Genomic DNA, 410 nt, shown 5'->3' with positions numbered 1-410 from the left:
CTTCGAAGCCGTCGACCTGACTGGCGCGACCACTACTGTTGCTGTCCAGGACACCATCGACACCACGACCGTGGCTGTTACTGCCGAGCCTGCGAAAGAGGGTGACGCGAATCTCACCTTCAACTTCCAGCTGAGCAACCCGCCTCAGGCCGGCAGCACCACGACGCTGACCGTCAACGTCGGTGGCACTAACTACACCGTCAGCATTGGCGCCGATGGCAAGGGCACCTTGTCGGTCCCGAATACCAACGTTGAAGACGTGTACAAAGACGGTAGCGAAGTCACCGCGACTGTCACTGCGGTCAATGGCGGCAATTTCGAAGCCGTCGATCTGACTGGCGCGACCACCACTGTTGCCGTCGAAGACACCATCGATACCACGACTGTGGCCGTTACTGCCGAAGCTGCGA

At 59.8% G+C, this 410-nt stretch carries 1 protein-coding gene; it reads left to right on the top strand.

The features are described 5' to 3' along the window. Positions 1-410, top strand: a 410-nt coding sequence (locus IDM28_RS22110) for an immunoglobulin-like domain-containing protein (protein ID WP_223176023.1), incomplete at both ends; no start/stop codon positions are given.

It is taken from the genome of Pseudomonas sp. EZ-C24, from assembly GCF_014525325.1.
GTDB lineage: Bacteria > Pseudomonadota > Gammaproteobacteria > Pseudomonadales > Pseudomonadaceae > Aquipseudomonas > Aquipseudomonas shirazensis.
The sequence above is the reverse complement of the archived record's forward strand: the minus strand, read 5'-3'. Positions and strand labels throughout refer to the sequence as shown.